Source organism: Bifidobacterium cebidarum (assembly GCF_009193305.1).
Taxonomy (GTDB): domain Bacteria; phylum Actinomycetota; class Actinomycetes; order Actinomycetales; family Bifidobacteriaceae; genus Bifidobacterium; species Bifidobacterium cebidarum.
Map to the genome: position 1 here is coordinate 45,803 of NZ_WBVS01000008.1, position 22,668 is coordinate 68,470.

A 22,668-nucleotide genomic window follows, 5' to 3' on the forward strand; every position below is an offset into this window, starting at 1 on the left:
AAGGTATAGGCATATGGCTACTCCATCCGTAGTACCGTCACGGCTACGCCATCGGCATGACCATGGGCTCAGTCGTTTCGTCGAACGCGCCAAGCATGCCTTCGGCGAATACATCTCCCCTTGGGGATGGGTGGTCACGGTAGCATCAATGGCCTGTTTTGTGTTGTTCCCGCTTCTGGGCTGGCATGGACTACTGGTCTTCGGCATCATGGCTGCAGTCATGATAATCGCAGCCATCGTATTGTCCGTGGGCAACACTCGCTTTGAAGCGCGTATCAGCGCTTCAAAGCATCGCGTAACCGTTGGCGACTGCGTCAACATCGACGTCGATATCAGCAACACCGGCAAATCCGCAACAACCAGCGCCCACGGCGACCTTCCCATCGGAGTGCACCATGAGCGATTCAACATTCCGATGTTGGCCCCCGGGCAGGCCAAGCAAACCAAACTGACGTTCCGCACGGTCTCGAGAGCGGTGCTTTCCATTGGCCCGCTACGCATTCGCAAAGGCGACCCATTCGGCCTGATTCGCCATGAAAAACAGCTGGCCGAACGACTCACCGTGTTCATTCACCCTAAAACCGTTCGGCTCAGCACGCTGAACGCCGGCATTCCAAGAGATCTGGAAGGGCATCCATCAGGTCAAATCGTTGATGACGACCTCGATTTCTATGGACTCCGTGAATACATGCCAGGCGACGATGTACGCAATGTGCATTGGTTAAGCTCTGCAAAAACCGGTGCACTGATGATTCGCCAATACGAGGCCACCAAGCGTACCGATACATCGTTGACCATCGACATCAATCCTGATGATTATGGCTCGGCCGAAGAATTCGAAATGGCCGTATCCGTCCATGCCTCAATCGGCGTCGCATGCCTAATCCAGCACAGACCGGTATGCATGCATGCGGGGCAATCGCATGACCGTCCTCGCAATGCCATGGAATTGCTCGATGAAGCCAGCGGCATTGGCCCTAGTCGAACGGACCTTCCAAATCTTGCCGACAGCACACTGAGGCATACGCCTGATGCTTCATTCTATTACTTCACCGTGGGCGCGTTGAAAACCATCGACCCTATCAAACGCATGGTCAAGGCGCTTCCTCGTTCAGCACGATGCGTTGTTGTACAGGTTCGTTCCGGGGCCAATCGTGCCATCAGACAGTTCAGCAACTTTACGCTGGCCACCATTGGAGAACTTGACGATCTGCCCATTATCATGGGGGTGCTCGCATGACCAAGACCTTTCCGGCGGCTGCCGTCAGTCCACGGCACATTGCGCAACAGCGCACCGGCTCATGGGCCGATTCCACGCATTCGGTAATCTGGATGACGCAAGGAGGCATGCCGCATCAGTTCAAAGACACTCAGCAATCTTGGATCAGACACATAAGCAGCATGATGGTCATCCTACTGCTTATGTGGATCGCCCAATCCAACCTTATTGATGTGTATGGCACACCGATCCCATGGATGGCGGCAGCAATCCCTTCTACCGTTTTGGGAACGCTGATCGCCCTTGCCGGGCTTCAGCCAGCGCTCACCTTGTGGTGGCAGCTTGTTTTCCTCGCCGCGTCGCAATTCATCATCGGACCGGTACTAACGCTGAACTCCACCACCATCGCACACAGCATTCCCACCATCGAAACCTTGAATCAGGGGTGGGAGGCGACGTTCGGATCCTTTAAATACCTCATTTCCATCGACCCTCCCACCGGTGCCGCAGACGGCAGCCTCATGGCAGTATGGACCATAGGCCTATGGCTTTCGTTCCTTGCCGGACTGTTCGCCGTGAGTGCGCACGCCTGGATCCCATTGCTCAGCACGTTGCCGCTCGCCACCGCGATGGCCGTATGCGCATTGCTGGGTACGAATATCGGATGGCACCGAGTCGTCAGCAGCATCGTGTTCACGATATTGCTGATCGTGTGGATGTCATGGCGCTTGAAATGCATGGAATGGGGACGTTGGCTGTCCGCTCTTCTCATCGTGCTGCTTGCCGCCGCGATGGCTTTCACCGGAACCGTATTCATTCCGCAGCATCGCTTGGTGTTGCGAGATTGGTATGATCCGCCAATCAGTCCGTATGACTATACCAGTCCCTTAAGCGGTATGCGCTCCTACATCAAAGATCATAAGGACGATGTACTGCTCACCGTCAAGAACCTTCCCGCCGGCACCCCAGTCAGATTGGCGGTTATGGACCGCTTTGATGGTTCGGTCTGGAATCTTTCCGATTCCACCGAGGCCGCGGATTCCTCGGACTATCGCAGAGTCGGCACGTCAATCGCCACCAATGAACACGGTAAGGATTTCACCGCGGTGTTCATCGTGCATCAGGGGTTGAACGACACTTGGCTGCCTCTGGCCGGAGCGGCGACAAGCGTACGGTTCACCGAACATAACGACGCCGACACGTTCTACTACAACAGTGACACCGATTCGGCGATTTTCTCGGCTGGCATGCGCAATGGCATGACATACACCGAATCCGGCGTCATCCCCGTAACTCCCAGCGACGTAACCATCAGCAAAACGACGGTCGCGCACATCAGCCAGCCTCCAGCACAGGATGTGCCCGATTCCGCAAGCAAACTCGCCACTGCAATCGCCGGCGGCCAGACAACCGGCGGTGCCGCCGCACAGGCTTTGGCCAGCACCCTGAAGGATTCAGGCTGGTTCTCCCACGGTTTGCAAGGGGATTACCCCTCTCAAGCCGGGCATGGCAATTACCGGATCAACAAGCTGCTGGCCAGCACTGCGATGGTGGGAGACTCCGAACAATACGCTTCGGCCATGGCGCTGATGGCGCGAGAGCTTGGTCTGCCTTCCCGCGTGGTCATGGGATTCCTGCCCAAAGATGCCGATGGCAGCATTTCCGATGCGCGCACAACCACTATGGCCGGGCATACCACCGCAATCGAATTCACCGGTAACGACATCGCCGCCTGGGTGGAAATCAAGCTTGAGCATCTCGGCTGGGTAGCCTTCTACCCCACCCCCAAAGAAACCAAGCTTCCGGACGATAACCAGAATCTCACGCCGCCGAATCCGCAAACATTGGTCCGGCAGCCACCGGTGCCGCTCACCGACCCGTTGCGTGACCAGGCGCAGGCGAAAAGCCAAAGCTCACTCTCCGGTACTGATGCCAACGACCAAGTGCCCAATCTGCTCTGGCTTCGATTCTGGCGTACGGCCAAAGCCGTGGCCCTCTATGGCAGTCCGCTCTGGGCAATCATGATTGCCTGCGGCATCATACTGGCAGGCAAGGCAATATTACTGGCGCGCGCCCGCCGGTATGGAGCACCGCAAATCAGAGTGGCTTCAGGCTGGAACGCGCTCTGTGCACTGGCTGTGCAAAGCGGCATAACGATGGCTGGCACTCGCCGCGATCAAGCTGAAGCAATCGCGAATCAGCTCACTACTTCAGCCGACGCATTGCGCGATCTCAGCAGGGAAGCCGATTATGCAACATTCTCCGGTCAGCCAATTGACTCGCAGCAGGCGAGTCAATATTGGTCCCGCATCGACGAGACCCGTCACACGCTCCTGCACGCACTCCCCCGCTTGAGACGGGTGAAAACGCGCCTTTCCTTGCGCGGCATGCGTATACTTGCACACAAACGCACCAAGTCGCATGCAGCAATGCCGCGCAACACGTCATTCAACGCAGCCCTAGACCGCCGCAATAAGGGGAAGACATCATGATCACCGGTTCCATTCGCGTAGCGATGACCAGTGACCCCGGTCTCAAGCGCAAGAACAACCAGGACTCCTGTTTGGCACGTCACGGCGTCTTCGTGGTATGCGATGGCATGGGCGGAGGTCTCGGAGGCGAGCAGGCAAGTCAACTCGCCGTTCAACGGTTCGCCTCCCTGTCTGATATGCCGGTTCGCAACCGCCATGACATTCAATATGCGTTGCAGGACGCGCATCAGCGGATTCTGAATCTAGGTCAGCAGCTGGGCGGTGTGGCGGGAACCACGATCAGTGGTCTGGTGCTGCCCAGTATGCCTACCGGCATTGCGAATGCCGACCGACACACCTACGTGGTGAATATCGGCGATTCCCGCACCTATCATCTCAGCCCGCAACATCGCGTACGGCATCACAGCCAGCAACGCCACAATCCCGGCAACACTTCCGAGGCGGATATTGACCCCGCTGCCCCATCATGGGACGCGACCTCGCTCATCCGCATCACCCGGGACCATTCGCGACGGCAGGAGGCCATTGATGCGGGGCTCCTCACCCCTCATGCTGCCGAAGCCCTGATACCACGCAATATCATCACGCAATGTCTGGGGGATCCGGCCGGCATCAGTGCCGATGTCTATATCGCCGATCTTGCCGGCCGATACATCATCTGTTCCGATGGCCTGTATGGAGAGGTCCCCGACCGGGCAATCGCCGGCATCGCCGCCGCGTATGCAGATCCGCAAGACGCGGTACGCGCATTGGTACAGACGGCACTGGACGCCGGCGGCAGAGACAACATCACCATAATCGTGGTGGATATGCCTGCAAACGAACCGGCACAGCATGATTTCAACGTGTTCCGGCTCGGTGATGGTGAAGATTTGGGAACCTTCGACGACACCACATTGCAGACATTACGCACTATTCGTTCCATGCAGGCATAGACGCGCTATAGATCACAGACCACACAAGGAGACAAGCTCATGGTTGATTACGATACTGCCGTAGCCGCAGTGCAGGACCCGAATGCAGATCCTATTCTGCTCGCGAAAATCGCCTACGAGAATCCGGAATTCGGCGCCAACGTTGCCGTGCATCCTCGCTGCTACCCTGGATTGAAACGTTGGCTGGCTGAATTCGGCGACGCGCGCGCCCGTGAGACGTTGGCGCAAATCGGTTTCACCGCCGATGCGATTGGCGGCCCAATCCAGCCGCAAACCGTACGGCCTGACACCCAGCCGGTTTACACCGTTGAACAGCAGGAGCAAGCCGCCCAACAGCGCCATACGCCGACCCAACAAACCGCCGATGCGCCCGCCAACGCACAGGCTGATTCTCGGACCACATCGCAGACACCGATATTCCAGGAGCCCACGCCAACCAACCCGTACGGATTCACCGTTGAGCAAGCACTGACCACAACCGATCAAATGCAGATCGCTCAAATCGCCCAATATGCTCCGGAGCTGCGTGTCTGCATTGCCCGGAACCCCAACACCTACCCGGCTCTGGTGGATTGGCTGCGTCAGCTCGGCGATCCGGCCATCGACGCCGCATTGGCCACTCGTCAATCACGCCAATAACGGCAAGCAACGATAGGAGCAGTAATGTCTGTTGTGCCATATCCTCCAGCTCCGGATCCCGGCTGGTATGCCGATGATTCTCAGGCGGATAACGCCAAACAATCAGAGGTCTTCGCACAGGAAACGGCATCCCTGGAACATGCCAGTTCCGGATTCCCGGAGTTTCTCTCCTTCCCGGGATATGACTCCAGTCTTTCCTCGGAATCGTCCTCAGCATCAGACGATGATCAGGACTGGCAGGATGCCACTGTTCAAGACTGGGACAGCACCGTACTGTCATCATCGTTCATCGCCAAAGCACCCCGCACCATCTATCGGCTGCATAATGATGTGACCGGTCAGGATATCGTCATCGACGCCAGCACGCTCCTTGGCCGCAAACCTTCGATGGATGTGCCCGAAGGGGCCAAGGCCGCACGCATCGACGATCCCACGCGCACCACGTCGCGCAATCATGCAGCCATCAGCATCGATGCCAATGGAATACTGTGGATTGAGGATTATGGCTCGCTCAACGGCACCTATATGCTTCATGATGGTCAGGAAACCCAAGTACATAAAGGCACGCCGGTAAAGGTTACTGTCCCTGCAACGATACGATTGGGAGATTTGTTCTTCGAGCTGACGCGCATGCAGTAAATCAATGCAGTAGCCGGCAGGAAATAACCGGCAGCAGTAAACGAAAAGAGGCTTGGAACGATATACGTTCCAAGCCTCTTACGCTATTGGGCTACCGCCAGCTCACTGCTGGTCGTCGCCGTCGGTCAGACCGCCCTGATCGGAGTAGAAGTCGTCAGGGTTGAAGTCGTCGCCGAGCTTCAGATCACCGAACTCGAGGTTCGAGAAGTTCAGGTCAGACAGGTCGGCGTCGGAGAAGTTCGCATCGCCAAGATCACCGTCACCGCCCAGGCCGAAGTTCGGGTAGATGGTGTCGCGGATGGCCTTGTCGGGCTCCACCACAGCGTTGCGGTAACGGGCGAGGCCGGTACCAGCCGGGATGAGCTTACCGATGATGACGTTCTCCTTGAGACCCTTGAGGTCATCGACCTTCTCGGAGAGCGCAGCTTCGGTGAGCACGCGGGTGGTCTCCTGGAAGGATGCGGCGGACAGCCAGGAATCGGTGGCCAGGGAGGCCTTGGTGATACCCATCAGCGCCGGACGGCCGACGGCAGGCTTGCCGCCGTTCTTGACCACGTTGCGGTTGATCTCGCGGAAGCGTGCGTTGTCCACCAGTTCGCCAGGCAGCAGATCGGTGTCGCCGGAGTCGATGATGGTGACGCGGCGGGTCATCTGGTGCACGATGACCTCGATGTGCTTGTCGTGGATGTCCACACCCTGGGAGCGGTACACGGTGTGCACTTCCTCCACGATGTTCACCTGGGCGGCGCGCTTGCCGAGGATGGTGAGGATCTTCTTCGGATCCACGGAACCTTCGACCAGCTGGGTGCCGACCTTGATGTGGTCGCCATCGGCAACCTTCAGCGGCACGCGCTTGGACACCTGGTAGGTGATCGGCTTGATGACGCCGTCCTCCTTCGGGGCGCCGGAATCGGCGTCCGGGGTCAGGATGATCTGGCGGCCGCGATCGTTCTCCACGATCTTGATGGTGCCGGCGAATTCGGTAATCGGAGCCTCGCCCTTCGGGGTACGAGCCTCGAAAAGCTCGGTAACACGAGGAAGACCCTGGGTGATATCGGATGCGGCGGCCACACCACCGGAGTGGAAGGAACGCAGCGTCAGCTGGGTACCAGGCTCACCGATGGACTGGGCGGCGACGATACCGACGGTCTCGCCAACATCGACCAAGGTGTTGGTGGCCAGGGACCAGCCGTAGCACTTGGCGCACACGCCGCGCTTGGACTCGCAGGTCAGCACGGAACGGCACTTGACTTCCTCGACACCGTGGGCAACAAGGTCGTGCAGCACGTCCATGGACAGGGCGTCGTCACGCTTGTACAGCACGGTCTGGCCATCGGCCGGGTCGATGACGTCGGCGGCGAGCAGACGGGAGTACGGGCCACCATCAGCGGCCTTGACGAGAGTCAGGTTGCCGTCGGCGTCGCGATCGGCCACGCGAATCATCAGGCCGGCCTTGGTGCCGCAGTCTTCCTCACGGACAATCACATCCTGGGAGACGTCGACCAGACGACGGGTCAGGTAACCGGATTCTGCGGTACGCAGTGCGGTATCTGCCAGACCCTTACGTGCACCGTGCTGGGAGATGAAGTACTCCAGCACGGACAGGCCGTCGCGGTAGTTGGACTTCACAGGACGAGGAATGATCTCACCCTTCGGGTTTGCCACGAGGCCTCGCATACCTGCGATCTGGTTGATCTGCATCATGTTGCCTCGTGCACCAGACTGCACGATGATGGCCAGGTTGGAGGTCGGATCGAACTTATCCTCGACTTCCTTGGAGACCTCAGCGGTGCACTCGGTCCACAGGTCGATGAGTTCCTGACGACGAGCTTCCTCGGTCAGAAGACCCATCTCGTAGTTGGCGTTGACCTTGTCGGCCTTGGCCTCATACTCGGCGATCTTCTGGTCACGCTCCGGCGGTTCGTTCACGTCGGAGAAGGCGAAGGACACACCGGACCACGGTGCGCGGGTGAAGCCGAGATCCTTCAGGGCGTCCAGCGTCACGGCCACCTGCTGGGTGGAGTAGCGCATAGCGATGTCATCGACGATCTTGGACAGACGGCCCTTGGCCACCTGATCGTTGACGAACGGGTAGTCGGTCGGCAGGGTCTGGTTGAACAGGATGCGGCCGTAGGAGGTGGCGAACAGCACGCTACCGTCGTGGAAGCGCTCTTCCTTGGCGACATCGCTCTCGCCTTCGCGCGGGTCGAGCACCTTGACTTCGCCCGGCTCCCAGTCCTTCGGCAGCACGAAGCTCTCCGGCAGACGGATGAGCACCTTGGCCTGCATGTCGATCTCGTGGAGATCGAGAGCCATTTCGGCTTCCTCGAGGGAGGAGAACACGCGGCCCTGACCCTTGGCGCCTTCCAGCACGGTGGACAGGTAGTACAGACCGAGGATCATATCCTGGGAAGGCATGGTCACGGTGTGGCCATCTGCCGGCTTCAGGATGTTGTCGGAAGCCATCATCAGGGAGCGGGCTTCGGCCTGGGCTTCGGCGGACAGCGGCAGGTGGACTGCCATCTGGTCGCCATCGAAGTCGGCGTTGAATGCGGCGCAGGCCAGCGGCGGCAGGTGGATGGCCTTGCCTTCCACCAGAATCGGCTCGAAGGCCTGAATACCCAGACGGTGCAGCGTAGGTGCACGGTTGAGGAGCACCGGATGCTCGGAAATGACCTCTTCGAGCACGCCCCACACCTCGGAGTCGCCACGGTCCACAAGACGCTTGGCGGACTTCATGTTCTGAGCGTAGTTCAGGTCCACAAGACGCTTGATGACGAACGGCTTGAACAGCTCAAGGGCCATCGGCTTCGGCAGACCGCACTGGTGCATGCGCAGGGACGGGCCGACGACGATCACGGAACGGCCGGAGTAATCAACTCGCTTACCGAGCAGGTTCTGGCGGAAACGACCCTGCTTACCCTTGAGCATGTCGGACAGGGACTTGAGCGGACGGTTGGAGGCACCGGTGACCGGGCGTCCACGACGACCGTTATCGAACAGGGAGTCGACGGCTTCCTGGAGCATGCGCTTTTCGTTGTTGAGCATGATCTCCGGAGCGCCGAGCTCGATCAGTCGCTTCAAACGGTTGTTACGGTTGATCACACGACGGTACAGATCGTTGAGATCGGAGGTGGCGAAACGGCCACCGTCGAGCTGAACCATCGGGCGCAGGTCCGGCGGGATGACCGGAATCACATCGAGCACCATGGCCTCCGGCTTGTTGCCGGTGGTCAGGAAGGCGTTGACGACCTTCAGACGCTTCAAAGCCTTGGTCTTGCGCTGCTCGGAAGCATCCTTGATCTCTTCGCGCAGTTCCTTGGAGATGGCTTCGAGGTCGAGGGACTGCAGGCGCTTCTTGATGGCCTCGGCACCCATGCAGCCGTCGAAGTAGTCGCCGTAGCGATCCTGCATCTCACGCCACAGGTCCACATCGTCGACCATGTCGCCGGGCTTGAGCTTCTTGAACTTATCGAAGACGGCGTCCACGCGGGCGATCTGGTCGTTGTAGCGGGTACGGATGGCAGCCATATCGCGCTCGGCGCCGTTGCGCAGCTTGGCGCGGGCCGGGCCCTTGGCTTCGCCGGCCTCTTCGAGCGCGGCGAGGTCCTCTTCCACCTTCTTGGCACGGGCTTCGATGTCGGAGTCACGGCGCTGCTCGAGGCGGGAGATCTCGGAATCGAACTCGTCCTGCAGGCCGGGCAGATCGTTGTGGCGCTGCTCATCGTCGACTTCGGTGACCATGTAGGAGGCGAAGTAGATGACGCGCTCCAGGTCCTTCGGGGTGACGTTCAGCAGGTAACCCAGACGGGAGGGCACACCCTTGAAGAACCAGATGTGGGTGACCGGAGCTGCCAGCTCGATGTGGCCCATGCGCTCACGACGAACGCGGGAACGGGTCACTTCGACGCCGCATCGCTCGCAGACGATGCCCTTGAAGCGCACACGCTTGTACTTACCGCAGGCGCACTCCCAGTCGCGGGTCGGACCGAAGATCTGCTCGCCGAACAGACCGTCCTTCTCGGGCTTCAGAGTACGGTAATTGATGGTTTCGGGCTTCTTGACTTCGCCGTGGCTCCAGCCGCGAATGTCATCCGCGGTGGCCAGGCCGATGCGAAGCTTGTCAAATGCGTTGACGTCCAGCACTTATTAATCCGTTTCTATTGAAAAAATTTCGTTCACGCTGTGTGGAGTCATAAGCCTTCGTATGCCTTTGCATAGTGCCTGATCGGGGCCGGTCTCAACAGCTCATTTCTTGAGACTTGAGACCGGCTCGCAATCAAATGGGCTTACGACCCGTGGGATCACTGGTATTCGGGCTCTTCTGCCTTCTGGTCTTCCTTGGCGGCCGCATCAGGGCGGGCACCGATGTTGAAGCCCAGATCGTCGGCGGAGCTCACCGGATCGTCTTCCTCGTCCTTCATGTCGATGGCCACGCCTTCGGCGTTCAGCACTTCGACGTTCAGGGACAGGGACTGCATTTCCTTGAGAAGCACCTTGAAGGACTCCGGGATGCCTGCCGGCGGCAGGTTCTCGCCCTTCACGATGGCGCCGTAGACGCGCACGCGGCCGTCGACGTCATCGGACTTGGTGGTCATCATCTCGTGCAGCGTGTAGGCGGCACCGTAGGCCTCGAGGGCCCACACCTCCATCTCGCCGAAGCGCTGGCCACCGAACTGGGCCTTACCGCCGAGCGGCTGCTGGGTGATCATGGAGTACGGACCGGTGGAGCGGGCGTGGATCTTGTCGTCGACCAGGTGGTGCAGCTTCAGCATGTACATGTAGCCAACGGAGATCGGCTTGGTGTACGGTTCGCCGGTACGGCCGTCGAACAGGGTTGCCTTGCCGTCGGGGCCCACGAGACGATCGCCATCGCGGTTCGGCAGCGTGGTGGACAGCAGGCCCTTCAAGACCTCCGGCTTGACGCCGTCGAACACCGGGGTTGCCACCGGGGTGCCCGGCTCGGCCTTCTCAGCGCCGGACGGAACCAGCCTCTTCCACTCGGCTTCCAGGTTCGGATCGAGGGAGATGTCCCAACCGGAGTGGGCGATCCAGCCGAGGTGCAGTTCGAGCACCTGACCAAGGTTCATTCGGGAAGGCACGCCCAGCGGGTTGAGCATGATGTCAACCGGGGTACCGTCGGCGAGGAACGGCATATCCTCTTCCGGCAGGATGCGGGAGATGCAGCCCTTGTTGCCGTGGCGGCCGGAGAGCTTATCGCCCACGGTGATCTTACGGTGCTGGGCGATGTAGACACGAATCATCTGGTTCACGCCGTTGGGCAGCTCGTCACCATCCTCCTCGGCATCCTCACGGGTGATTTCCTTGACGCCGATGACGGTACCGGTCTCGCCATGGGGCACACGCAGGGAGGTGTCGCGCACCTCACGGGACTTCTCGCCGAAGATGGCGCGCAGCAGTCGCTCTTCCGGAGTCAGCTCGGTCTCGCCCTTCGGGGTGACCTTGCCGACCAGGATGTCGCCAGCTTCGACTTCGGCACCGATGCGGATGATGCCGCGCTCATCGAGGTTGGCCACAGCGTCCTCGCCGACGTTCGGCAGGTCGCGGGTGATTTCCTCGGCGCCAAGCTTGGTTTCGCGGGCGTCGATCTCGTACTCCTCGATGTGGATGGAGGAGAGGGTGTCGTCCTGCACGAGGCGCTGGGAGATGATCACAGCATCCTCGTAGTTGTAGCCGTTCCAAGGCATGAAGGCGATGAGCAGGTTCTTGCCCAGGGCCAGGTCGCCGTTCTGGATGGCGGGGCCGTCAGCCATGACCGAGCCGGCCTCCACACGCTCGCCGTCGTGCACGATCGGGCGCTGGTTGTAGCAGGTGGTCTGGTTGGAGCGCTGGAACTTGGCCAGCTTGTAGGAGCTGGTGGTGCCATCGTCGTTCATCACGCGGATCAGGTCGGCGGAGACATAGGTCACCACGCCGTCCTTCTCAGCCTTGATCACGTCGCCGGAGTCGTTGGCGGCACGCCATTCGGAACCGGTGCCCACCAGCGGGCGCTCGGATTCGATCAGCGGCACGGCCTGACGCTGCATGTTGGTACCCATCAATGCACGGTGGCCCTCATCGTGCTCCAGGAACGGAATCAGGGAGGCACCGAGGGAGACCATCTGGCGAGGTGAGACATCCATGTAATCCACGGAGCTCACCGGCACATCGACTGCCTCTTCTTCGCCGACTCGGGCGAGTGCGGACTTCTGCACGAAGTTGCCGTTCTCGTCGAGTTCCTGGTTGGCCTGGGCGATGACGTGGTCGAGATCGCGGTCTGCGGTCATGTATTCGACTTCGTCGGTGACGTGGCCGTTGACGACCTTACGGTACGGGGTCTCGATGAAACCGAACGGGTTCACACGGCCGAAGGTTGCCAGGGAGCCGATCAGACCGATGTTCGGGCCTTCAGGAGACTCGATCGGGCACATACGGCCGAAGTGGGACGGGTGCACGTCTCGCACTTCCATGGAGGCGCGGTCACGGGACAGACCACCGGGGCCCAGAGCGGAGAGACGACGCTTGTTCGTCACACCGGAGAGCGGGTTGTTCTGATCCATGAACTGGGAGAGCTGGGAGGTGCCGAAGAACTCCTTGATGGTGGCGTTCACCGGGCGGATGTTGATTAGGGACTGCGGGGTGATGGCCTCGGCGTCCTGAGTGGTCATACGCTCGCGCACCACACGCTCCATACGGCTCAGGCCGGTGCGCAGCTGGTTCTGGATCAGCTCGCCGACCTGGCGGATACGGCGGTTGCCGAAGTGATCGATATCGTCCACGTCCACGCGCAGGTCGATGTTCTCGCCGTTGCGGGTGCCAGCGAAGGTCTTGGCGCCATCATGCAGGGCCACCAGGTACTTGATGGTGGCGATGATGTCTTCCTGGTGCAGGGAGCGATCGTTGAAGTCAGCCTCAAGACCGAGCTTGCGGTTAATCTTGTAGCGGCCGACGCGGGCCAGATCGTAGCGCTTGGTGTTGAAGTAGAAGGAGTCCAGCAGGTTCTTGCCGGCTTCCGGAGTCGGGGTGTCGGCCGGGCGGATCTTGCGGTACAGGTCGACCAGAGCCTCGTCCTGGGTTTCCAGGGTCTCGCGCTGCAGGGCGTCGAGCACCAGCGGGCAGTCCTTGAAGGCCTGGGCAATCTCGGGCTTGGTCATGCCGATGGCCATCAGGAACACGATGGCGGACTGCTTACGCTTGCGGTCCACGCGCACCTGCGGCTGGTCCTTCTTATCGATCTCGAACTCGAGCCATGCGCCGCGAGACGGGATGATCTTGGCGCCGAAGACTTCCTTGTCGGAGGTGCGGTCCTGCTGACGATCGAAGTAAACGCCCGGGGAACGCACGAGCTGGGAGACGATGACTCGCTCGGTACCGCCGATGATGAAGGTACCGTGCGGGGTCTGCAGTGGGAAGTCGCCCATGAACACGGTCTGGGACTTGATTTCGCCGGTGTCGCCGTTCTCGAACTCAGCGTTCACGTACAGCGGTGCGGAGTAGGTGTAATCCTTTTCCTTGCACTCCTGGACCGTATGACGCGGCTCCTCGAAGTACGGATCGGAGAAGGTCAGGGACATGGTCTGGGCGAAGTTCTCGATCGGGGAGATCTCATTGAAGACCTCATCGAGACCGGAAGTGTGGGCCACGGTGTTGGTGCCGTTGGCCTCGTCTTCCTCGACGCGCTTCTTCCAGCGCTCGTTGCCGATCAGCCAGTCGAAGCTGTCGGTCTGCACGCCCAGCAGATAGGGCACATCGATAGGCTCTTTGATGGAGCCGAAGTTCACGCGATCCGACGCCTTGTGCAGGTCAATGTCATGCTGGTCGGCGCGTGCGATGATGGTAGTGGTGTTCGTCGTAGCTGTATTAGCCAATGGACGTTCCTTATCGCTCGCTAAAATTGTGGTATTCCCCTGGGAGCGCGCGCATGGCCACCATATGCCTATGCGGACGCTTCGTTGTCGACGGCATGCCCGCAATATGACACACCTCATGCAAATTACAAAGAATAGCGATATGCAGCGACATTCCTATCATACATCAGCACCGCTTCCCTACTCAGCAAACCAGACAGACTGCATTGCCTCATATCAGCGGGCCATAGGCAACCGGAACATATTCGTATGGAGCAATTGCATACAAGCGGAAACAAGGTCTTCCCGCTACAATCGCTTGCGCTTAGACGATTGAAGTTGTGGGAAGGAGATATATCGATGTCCTCTTCCGCCTGATTATCCTTCACGTTTTCGCATAATATAAAACAATCTGCCTGCGCCAGCGGGGATGATTCGCAGTAATATAGAGCCATATCGGTCTCATAGTTTCGATTTAACTAATTTGGCGGAAGCCCCCTACACAAGATCTCTCCCTATACAAGATAAAAAGAACCTAAATGGCACACCATCTCATTTAACTTTTGAAATGGAGGGAATATGACCTCGGTCAACGCCAAAACAGGCACCTACCAACTCCAAAAAGATCTGTGCTCTTTAGTGGACAACTGGTCCATCTTGGACCTAATCGCCAACCGGCAAGCCACTATAGGCATTCAGGTGAGCGATAGACGCAGCAATCTCAATACAGCTTCTATGCCTATACCGCTGGATATAGACGCATTCCAACTTCTGCAAGACATCAATAGATTTGCTCGAATGGGCGTTCGTCTCCTAGGACTGCATCCCTACCGCAACTTGAGCACGCCGACTCTGCTCAAAAGCATTATTAAGAATCTGCCGCGCTTAGACACAATGTCCGCTTCCATAATGGAAAAACTATCAGGTGATGCTCGTACGTTGGTGGAACGACTGGCACGCTTGCTGAATCCGCCTGAAAGCACACGCATGGTCGGCTGGTGTCCCATATGCAATTATGAGCTACGCGCTGACGAGGAGGAATTGGCCGGCGGCTGGTTGGAATGTCCACGCTGCTACAGCACACACCGCATTAAAGATATACACGAACTCGATATGCTCCGTCTGAGATTGAGTGGTGTCAAAGGAACACCTACGCAATTGCATCGAGTGTTGAAGCCTTGGGGCATCGATGTCAAGGCGGCGACAATACGTCAATGGGCTAGACGCAACATCATCCAACCCGTCGGACAACTAGGTAACGCATCAGTATTCCTTGTCTGGGACGTATGGCAAGCATACACACGCTTTGACAAGATGTAATCGCACACGTCGACGCGTTACATCTCATTCTATTTCCCTGTAACGGTACTAACGCAACAGCTAGTATCACCGTACAAGAACCTGAGATAGGAAAACTTGACACCTATCTCCACGGAAGCCACTGCCCGTCATCCTGCGACCAAGAAACTGCTCTTATTCCACGGTAAACGTCACCGGATCGCTCTTCACCTTCGGCGCATCCTTCAAGGCAATCTGCGCCGTATACGTGCCGGCGTTCACCTTGGACCAACCGGCCTCATCAGTGCATTCGGTCAGAGTGGCGTTATAATCCGTATTCCACTTGAGCTGCTGCGCGTCCTTATCTCCTTTGGCCATCAGCAGCCAGCGGGAATCAGGCGCGCACAAATCGGATTTGTAGATGGTCTCCGATCCAGAGGTAATCGTAAGCACACGACCTGAATCCGATCCGTCCACCAGACAACTATTCGAACCATCATGCACAATGGTCGCGGTGAACTCCATCGTGCCGCCCACTGCTACCGATTGCGATTTCGAGCTCAGCTCCAATGTCAGATCATTGGCGGAGCATTTTTTCACATTGGACGTACTTTTCGGCGTGGGCGTAGCCTCGCGGGAAATGGCATACACCTCATCATGGTGAATCAGCGTGTTAATGGCACCGACCCCGCGGCCGATGCTATATATACAAAACACAATCAGCGCGAGTACCAATGCCAGCACAACGCCGACTACGATGCGGCGACGGCGATAGATGGCCTGCTGTTTCTTACTGATCTTGCGCTTGCGCTTTTTTGGCGCATTAGGTTTATATGGCGTACGAGGAGTAGCCGACCTACCAGCGCCGGACCCAGTTCTACTCGACCTCGACCTCACGCCGCTTACACCCGAATTATTCCTCTGCATTGCCATAACGTTTCCAGTCTACGGTCGTGTTGCCCTGCACACACGACGGAAGCCAGTCATTTTCACCAGAACGTCAGCCTTGAGGCAAGCGCAATGCACCATCCTGCATGATTTCAATCAAACCATCGTCATCCAAGCTTGCGATGCAAGCGCTCAACTGCGCTGAATCTTTCCATAGTTTCTCCGCCTCCGTACGAGAGAGTGAAGCATCAGCCGGCAGACCACGCAAAGCCGCCAACACCAGTCCGCGCACTTGGCGATCGGTGCCTTGGAATCGCTGACGTGGGCGAGTCCTCTTCTCCCCCAACCCAGGTCTCCCCGCCTTCAAAAACGCACAATCCTCAGCAATCGGACAGTTCTCGCACAATGGTGATTTCGCCGTGCACAACACCGCGCCTAATTCCATCACCGATTGATTCCAAGTCACCGACCGCCGTGCACGCTCAGGCAGCACCCGGTTTGCGAGCGCCCGCTCGGCGGCACTGGCCGCTCCACCATGCGACTCAACTCCCAAGAACACACGACTCAATACCCTGCGAATATTGGTATCGATCACGGCGATGCGCTGCCCGAATGCGAAGCTCAGCACGGCAGAGGCCGTGTAATCGCCGATGCCGGGCAGCGCGACAAGCTCGTCATAGGCACGTGGCAATTCATCGGCATACTGTTCGGCAACTGCGCGGGCACATTCCTGCAATCGCAATGCCCGGCGCGGATACCCCAAACGCCCCCATGCGGTAATCACCTCAGCCTTGGGCGCTGCGGCGAGCGAGCGAGCATCCGGCCAACGTTCCATCCATGCCTGCCAGTATGGCACTACGCGACTCATCTGGGTCTGTTGGCTCATCACTTCGGAAACCAATACACCCCATGGTGTGGCGCGGCCGAATCGCCATGGCAGATCACGTGCGTTCGCATCCCACCATGCACCGAGGCGCAGAGCAATATCACTGTCGTTCATCATTCTTATTCTTAGCATTTATGACGAACGAGGCAGCAATGAACCCACAGAACCCTGAAAGCACTAGTAATCCGGAAGCCAAGGTCGAGAAGATGTTCGAATACGGTTACCGCAAGTCGAATTATGGTCCGGACGAGTTGGTGACCGACGCGCACGGCAACCCGATCTCTGTGGTAGATGCCATGTTGTCCGCCGAAAAGGCGGCCGAGGCCGAAACCGTGACCCCGCACCTGTGCTACTACTCTCCTCGTATCCCCGGCAATACCGGTTCCGCGATCCGCCTGTGTGCGGTGACCGGCACTATCCTGCACTTGGTGGAACCGTTGGGCTTCAACCTGCGTGATACCAAGTTGCGCCGCGCTGGGTTGGACTATCACGACATGGCACATGTGGTGTTGCACCCGAATTTCGACAATCTGGTGGAATCGATGCCGAATTCACGCATCATCGCGTTCACCGCAAACGCCACCAAGTTGTATACGGACATCGAGTATCGTCCGACCGACATTCTGCTCTTCGGCCCCGAGCCCGGTGACATTCCCGACCCGATGGATATCATGGCCGGTCCGCATGTGGCTGAACAGGTCCGCCTGCCCATGCGCCCGAGCCTGCGCTCCTTGAACCTCACCAACTGCGCGTCCATCGCCATCTATGAGGCTTGGCGCCAGCTCAATTTCGCCGGCGGACGCTAATCCACTCTGTCAGCTCCACCGCATGCGATAGAACTACCGCATTTGCCTTGCAAGGGGTACATTTCACGTTCCCCAAAGGTCTATCTGCTTTGCAAGGGGTATCCAAACCCAGAAATCCTGAGTATTAGCGTTGGAATTTCAGCCCTTGTACTCGGGCTTTTCCTATAGAGGAACCCCTTGCAAAGCAGATAGCATTTTCAAAAACCGCAAATGTACCCCTGCCAAGCGAGATAGCACCAATATTCGCACGCATCAGTTCTTAAAACTGTGAATCGGAGCCGGGATGCGGCCGCCACGGGTCACAAACGCCTCGCACGAGGTCTGATTCACAGGCATAATCGGCGCATAGCCCATCAGGCCGCCGAAGTTGGCCATCTCGCCCACACCCTTGCCGACCACCGGAATCACGCGAACGGCCGTGGTCTTCTGATTCACCATGCCGATGGCCGCCTCATCCGCGATCAGGCCGGAGATAGTGGCGGCGGAGGTATCGCCCGGAATGGCGATCATGTCGAGGCCCACGGAGCACACACATGTCATGGCTTCGAGCTTCTCGATAGTCAGGCATCCGGAAGACGCAGCATCAATCATGTTCTTGTCTTCGGAAACCGGAATGAATGCACCAGATAAGCCTCCAACATACGAAGAGGCCATGATGCCGCCTTTCTTCACCTGGTCGTTGAGCATTGCCAAAGCCGCCGTGGTGCCCGGTGCGCCAACCTGTTCAAGGCCGATCTTCTCAAGTACTTCACCCACGGAATCGCCCACAGCCGGAGTCGGAGCCAACGAGAGGTCGATAATGCCGAACGGCACACCAAGTCTGCGAGACGCCTCCTGAGCCACCAGCTGGCCTACGCGCGTAATCTTGAACGCGGTGCGCTTAATGGTTTCGCACAGGAATTCGAAATCCCTGCCCTTGGCAGCGTCCAGCGCACGCGAGACCACGCCGGGACCGGAGACGCCCACGTTAATCACGGCATCGCCTTCGGTCACGCCATGGAAGCCGCCAGCCATGAACGGGTTGTCGTCCGGAACATTGCAGAAGGCCACGAATTTCACGCAGCCGTAGGAATCGTTGTCCGCGGTGCGTTCGGCGATGTCCTTGATGATATGGCCGAGCAATTCCACGGCGTTCATATCGATGCCAGTCTTCGTAGACCCCACATTCACCGACGAGCACACGATATCCGTCTCAGACAAGGCCTGCGGCAGGGACTTGATGAGCAGCTCCTCGGCCGGGGTCATCGCCTTGGAGACGAGCGCGGAGTAACCGCCGATCAGATCGACGCCGACTTCCTTGGCCGCCTTATCCAATGCATGCGCGATCTGAACGAAATCCTCCGACGTCTTGCAGCAGCTGGCGCCAACCAACGAAATCGGCGTCACAGTGATGCGCTTGTTGACGATCGGAATGCCATAGTCGCTTTCAATGGCCTGGCCGGTGGAGACCAGGTCCTTGGCATAGGTGGTGATTTTACGGTAGATGTTGCCGCAGGTTCGCTCAACGGTGTCCGCCGCGCAATCAAGCAGGGAAATGCCCATGGTGATGGTGCGCACGTCGAGCTTTTCCTGCTCGATCATCTGATTGGTCTCGTGGACCTCCATGATATTCAGCATGGTGTTTCCTTAAGTCCTTTTCTTTCGAGGCCTGTCTCAGATTCGATGCATCTTGGTGAAGATTTCTTCACGCTGGCAGCGGATACGCACACCGATGTCGTCGCCGAGATCCTCAAGGTTGCCGACCATGGCGCTGAATTCCTTGTCCGACTTGGAATAGTCCACAATCATCATCATGTTGAAGAAACCATCGATGATGGTCTGCGAAATATCGAGCACGTTGACGTTGTGATTGGAAAGGTAGGTGCAGACTCGTGCGATGATGCCGACGGTATCCTGGCCGACAACGGTGATGATGGCCTTGTTCATGGCGCTCCCTGATTGAAAACTGGTCGGAAATGAACTTGCGAACATATTCGAACATATGAAAAACGGGTGCTCCCCAGTATAGAGGAACACCCGTTACGCCTTATCGTTTATCTCAAGCGGCCAGTTTCTCGATATCCACATGCACCGGCACGAGCTGAGGCTCTTCCTTGCTTTCCCTGAGCAGGAAGGAGAGCACCAGTACCGCTACGACCAACGCCATGCCGAACAGGTATCCGTAACGCGATCCGTCCACGAAGCCCTGTGCGGGATTCATGCCGCCATCCGCCGCGTAATTTGCCTGTCCAAGACCAAGCAAACAGGTGGCCACAGCGGTGGCGATGGCACCGCACACCTGCTGCATGGTGTTCATGATCGTGCTACCGTCAGCGGCCATATGGCCAGGCAACGACTTCAATGCCGCGGACTGCGAAGACTGCTGAATAAACGGAATGCCAACCATCACGATGATGTGCGCGGCAAGGAACAAGGCGACCGGCGTCGAAACACCGATGGCGAAGAACAGCGCGCCACCAATGATGGTGAGCGCCGAGCCGATCCAGACCAGCTTCTTCGCGCCATGACGGTCGAACATGCGTCCCGCGGCAAGCGTGCACAGTGCGTTGATCACGCCGCCTGGCAGCATGAGCAGACCGGCGACGGTGGAGCTCAGCCCCATGCCGCGCTGCAGTTCCTGCGGCACCAGATACATGAACGCCAGCGTGCAGGAGAAGGAGCAGCTAATCATGATGGCCGGCGTTCGGAACGCCGCAACGCCAAGAGCGCGCAGGTTGAGCAACGGATCGGCGATATGCAGCTGGCGATAGGCGTAGAACGCCAGCACCAGCACACCGACGGCAAGCAGACCAATGACTGCCGGGCTGAAGCCCATGTCGCTGATCAGGCTCACACCGGCAACCAGGCAGCCGAAGCCGATGGCCGAAGCGACGATGGACAATGCGTCAACATTCGGGCGGGTGCGTTCGATGGGCGTGACGAAGAACAGCGCAGTGCACACGATGGCCACGAGGGCAACAGCTGCGAACAGTGCGAAAATCGCACGCCATGAGAACGCTCCGATAAGCGCACCTGCGATGGTCGGGCCAATCACCGGAGCGAACATGATGACCAAGCCGGCAACGCCGTTGGCTGCGCCGATCTTATGCAGCGGGAACACTCGCATGATGGCCGCATACATGGTGGGCAGCACGATGCCGGTGCTGATGCCCTGCATGATGCGGCCCGCCAGCAGTATGGGGAAGTTTGGTGCGACGGTGCAAATCACAGCACCGCTCAGGAAGCAGGCCAGCGCGAACAGCACCAAGGTCTTGGCCTTGATCCATTTGAGCATGAGGCCCACGCACGGCAGCACCACACCGATGGCGAGCATGTAGCCGACAACCATCCATTGCGCGGCGCCGGATGAGATGCCGAAATCGTTCATCAGGTCGGGCAGGGTGATGTTCATGGATGTTTCCGAAAGCATGCCCAGGAACACGCTGATGTACAGGCCGAGCATGACTTTGTGCGGGTGGTTGAAATGCTGGGGCTTGCCTGGCACGAATGCTGAATCGTTGAGTTGGGTATTGCGAATGGTTGTCTGTTTTTCGGACAACGGAATCCTCTTCTGTCTTACTCTCCTCGTTGCCGCCGCGCGGCGCTCACCTGGCGAGCGCCGACAACCCCTAACGTCCGGGTCACAATCGGCAACAAAAAATCGCATGCCATGAGGCGTGAAATACGCCAGATGGCATGCGATTATTCAAAACAAGAGGTCACCGTAGTACGATTTTCGTTTTTTCGTAAGTACGGCCGCGCGTGTCGTGAAACGTCAGGCCTCGCGCGAAGCGCTCGGCGCCGCCACGGCAGCAAGGGCGCGTGGCGCATGGAAGCCACGCTTTTTGAATTCGTCGGCGATGGCCTGGGCGACCTCTTGGCTGCGGCCCTTGTCCACCAGAGCGATGATGGACCCGCCGAAGCCGCCGCCGGTCATGCGGGCGCCGTATGCGCCGTTGTGACGAGCCACGTCCACGGCCACGTCGAGTTCAGGCACCGTGACCTCATAGTCGGCAGCCAGCGAATCGTGGGAGGCGTTGAACAGGCGACCTGCGGCCTCGATGTCGCCCTTGGCGAAGGCATGCACGAAGGAGCGCACACGTTCGATTTCAGTGACCACGTGGCGCACGCGCTTCTTCATGGTCTCGTCCGGCAGGGCGTCGAGCGTTTCCTTCAGAGCCTGGAACGGGTCGTCGGCCTTGGCGATGCCGTCGGCGGCGACGCGCAGGTTGGCCACGCCGAGGATCTTGGCGGCCTCCTCGCAGGTGGCGCGGCGCTGGGCGTACTGGCCGTCGTTGAGCTGGTGAGGAGCCTGGGTGTCCACCACGAGCAGTTCAAGGCCGTACTTGTCGAGATCGAACTCCTGCTGGGAGACGTTCTCCAGCGGGGTCAGCTCAGGGCGGCAGTCGAGCAGCAGCGCGTGGCCGGCGGTGCATCGCATCGAGGCGTTCTGGTCGAGGCCGCCGGTGGAGGCTCCGGCCATCTCGTTTTCGGACTTGATGGCGGCGTTGATCAGGGTCACACGGCCGGCGTCGGAATCGCCGTAACCAAGGCCATACACGTCGTCCAGAGCCAGGGCGGTGGAGCAGGTCATGGCGGCGGAGGAGCTCAGGCCGGAGCCCAGCGGCACGCAGGAGACGAAGGCGGCGTCAAAGCCCTGCACCTTGCTGAAACCAGCTTCGCGCAGCGCCCAGGCCACACCGGTCGGATAGGCGGACCAACCGTCCACGCCACGGGCCTTGAGCCCTTCAAGATCGGCTTCGGCGACCTTGTCCGGAGCCACGTCGGAGACCACGCGCACCTTGGTGTCTTCGCGCGGGAACAGGGCGATGAACGTGCGGTGCGGCAGAGCGATCGGCAGGCACAGGCCGGCATTGTAGTCGGTGTGTTCGCCGATCAGGTTCACGCGGCCCGGAGCGGCCCACACGCCTTCCGGCTCCACGCCGTAGGTCTTGGAGAACAGGGCCTTGGCCTGTTCCACGCCGTCCTCATGGGAGATCGGCTTAATGAATTCAACAGCAGTCATTGGTGTTATTTCTTTCTATACGTGTTCATGCATT

The 22,668-nt window shown here is 58.8% G+C and carries 15 protein-coding genes; 7 read left to right on the plus strand and 8 right to left on the minus strand.

What is annotated here, in order from left to right:
- Positions 1-13: 13 nt before the first annotated feature.
- From F7D08_RS07880 to F7D08_RS07900, 5 genes are read left to right on the plus strand one after another with little or no spacing between them, the layout of a single operon-like run.
- Positions 14-1,240, plus strand: a complete 1,227-nt coding sequence (locus F7D08_RS07880) for a DUF58 domain-containing protein (RefSeq protein WP_152210097.1) — start codon at positions 14-16, stop codon at positions 1,238-1,240.
- Positions 1,237-3,711 (plus strand): transglutaminase family protein, encoded by a 2,475-nt coding sequence (locus F7D08_RS07885; RefSeq protein ID WP_152210098.1) that lies wholly within the window; start codon positions 1,237-1,239, stop codon positions 3,709-3,711. The genes F7D08_RS07880 and F7D08_RS07885 overlap by 4 nt, the downstream gene beginning before the upstream one ends.
- A complete protein-coding gene (locus F7D08_RS07890) occupies positions 3,708-4,646 on the plus strand; it encodes a PP2C family protein-serine/threonine phosphatase (RefSeq protein WP_152210099.1) in 939 nt (312 codons plus the stop codon). The genes F7D08_RS07885 and F7D08_RS07890 overlap by 4 nt, the downstream gene beginning before the upstream one ends.
- A 39-nt stretch (positions 4,647-4,685) precedes the next feature.
- Complete coding sequence (locus tag F7D08_RS07895; RefSeq protein ID WP_152210100.1) at positions 4,686-5,285, plus strand: variant leucine-rich repeat-containing protein; 600 nt, start codon at positions 4,686-4,688, stop codon at positions 5,283-5,285.
- Between the two features lie 24 nt (positions 5,286-5,309).
- Positions 5,310-5,924, plus strand: a complete 615-nt coding sequence (locus tag F7D08_RS07900) for an FHA domain-containing protein (RefSeq protein WP_152210101.1) — start codon at positions 5,310-5,312, stop codon at positions 5,922-5,924.
- A 102-nt stretch (positions 5,925-6,026) separates the two neighbouring features.
- Here the strand turns inward: F7D08_RS07900 and F7D08_RS07905 are convergent, their stop codons facing one another.
- Entirely contained in the window at positions 6,027-10,070 is a 4,044-nt protein-coding gene (locus F7D08_RS07905) for a DNA-directed RNA polymerase subunit beta' (protein WP_152210102.1), read from the minus strand.
- Between the two features lie 158 nt (positions 10,071-10,228).
- Positions 10,229-13,792, minus strand: a complete 3,564-nt coding sequence (gene rpoB, locus F7D08_RS07910) for a DNA-directed RNA polymerase subunit beta (RefSeq protein WP_152210103.1) — start codon at positions 13,790-13,792, stop codon at positions 10,229-10,231.
- Between the two features lie 558 nt (positions 13,793-14,350).
- On the opposite strand from rpoB, the gene F7D08_RS07915 reads away from it, so the two are divergent.
- On the plus strand, positions 14,351-15,091 hold the full coding sequence (locus F7D08_RS07915; protein ID WP_152210104.1) for a hypothetical protein: 741 nt from the start codon (positions 14,351-14,353) through the stop codon (positions 15,089-15,091).
- A 153-nt stretch (positions 15,092-15,244) separates the two neighbouring features.
- Here the strand turns inward: F7D08_RS07915 and F7D08_RS07920 are convergent, their stop codons facing one another.
- Both F7D08_RS07920 and F7D08_RS07925 read right to left on the minus strand, forming a co-directional pair.
- Positions 15,245-15,982: a hypothetical protein gene (locus tag F7D08_RS07920; RefSeq protein ID WP_193316249.1), complete on the minus strand. Its 738-nt coding sequence runs from the start codon at positions 15,980-15,982 to the stop codon at positions 15,245-15,247.
- Between the two features lie 67 nt (positions 15,983-16,049).
- Entirely contained in the window at positions 16,050-16,937 is an 888-nt protein-coding gene (locus tag F7D08_RS07925) for an HhH-GPD family protein (protein ID WP_152210134.1), read from the minus strand.
- A gap of 20 nt (positions 16,938-16,957) precedes the next feature.
- On the opposite strand from F7D08_RS07925, the gene F7D08_RS07930 reads away from it, so the two are divergent.
- Positions 16,958-17,629, plus strand: a complete 672-nt coding sequence (locus F7D08_RS07930) for a tRNA (cytidine(34)-2'-O)-methyltransferase (protein ID WP_193316250.1) — start codon at positions 16,958-16,960, stop codon at positions 17,627-17,629.
- Positions 17,630-17,881: 252 nt separating this feature from the next.
- Here the strand turns inward: F7D08_RS07930 and F7D08_RS07935 are convergent, their stop codons facing one another.
- From F7D08_RS07935 to galK, 4 genes are all read right to left on the minus strand, one after another.
- Entirely contained in the window at positions 17,882-19,246 is a 1,365-nt protein-coding gene (locus F7D08_RS07935; RefSeq protein ID WP_152210105.1) for a PFL family protein, read from the minus strand.
- Positions 19,247-19,282: 36 nt separating this feature from the next.
- The gene (locus F7D08_RS07940; protein WP_152210106.1) at positions 19,283-19,555 is read right to left on the minus strand and encodes an ACT domain-containing protein; all 273 of its coding nucleotides are present in this window, start codon (positions 19,553-19,555) and stop codon (positions 19,283-19,285) included.
- 112 nt (positions 19,556-19,667) lie between these two features.
- Positions 19,668-21,275 (minus strand): MFS transporter, encoded by a 1,608-nt coding sequence (locus tag F7D08_RS07945; RefSeq protein WP_404979666.1) that lies wholly within the window; start codon positions 21,273-21,275, stop codon positions 19,668-19,670.
- Between the two features lie 108 nt (positions 21,276-21,383).
- Complete coding sequence (gene galK / locus F7D08_RS07950; protein WP_152210107.1) at positions 21,384-22,634, minus strand: galactokinase; 1,251 nt, start codon at positions 22,632-22,634, stop codon at positions 21,384-21,386.
- Positions 22,635-22,668: the final 34 nt, after the last annotated feature.